Origin of the sequence: Xenorhabdus hominickii, from assembly GCF_002632725.1 — a bacterium.
Classification (GTDB): Bacteria; Pseudomonadota; Gammaproteobacteria; order Enterobacterales; family Enterobacteriaceae; genus Xenorhabdus; species Xenorhabdus hominickii.
Genome location: NZ_NJAI01000115.1, coordinates 1 through 406 on the forward strand (window position 1 = coordinate 1; position 406 = coordinate 406).

Consider the following 406-nt stretch of genomic DNA (forward strand, 5'->3'; position numbering starts at 1 on the left):
CCGGTTGCCGGGCACCGCCCCCAGTGTCGCCAGCGCTTCATTGGCGGTTCTTGCGCCTGTCCCGCCACACTGGATCGGTATCAATCCGGTCTCCAGAGTTCCGGTGTCATCAAAGGCCCAGACATGGCCGCCTTGCGTATTGTATGACCCCGTACGGTTATTATCTGTCACGTACAAATAGGTACTGTTATTGCCGCTGAGCAACCGGGTTTCCCCGGTAGGCAGGCCAATGAGACGCCCGGCATTTCTGACGGTTTCCCGTAAGCCCAGGTTGTCCACAAACGCCGGTTTATCCGGAATGTCCGCCCCGTTCTTCGCTTTTTCGAGAGCGCCCTGTGAAATTAATTTTCTGATTGCCTCCGCTAATTGAGCCTCGTTAGTTTTATTTGGCTGTATTCCAGCGGCA

Annotated in this window: 1 pseudogene; it reads right to left on the reverse strand. The window is 55.4% G+C overall.

Going from position 1 to position 406, the window contains the following annotated elements:
- Positions 1 to 406: pseudogene (locus Xhom_RS31835) on the reverse strand (hypothetical protein); the annotation flags it as partial.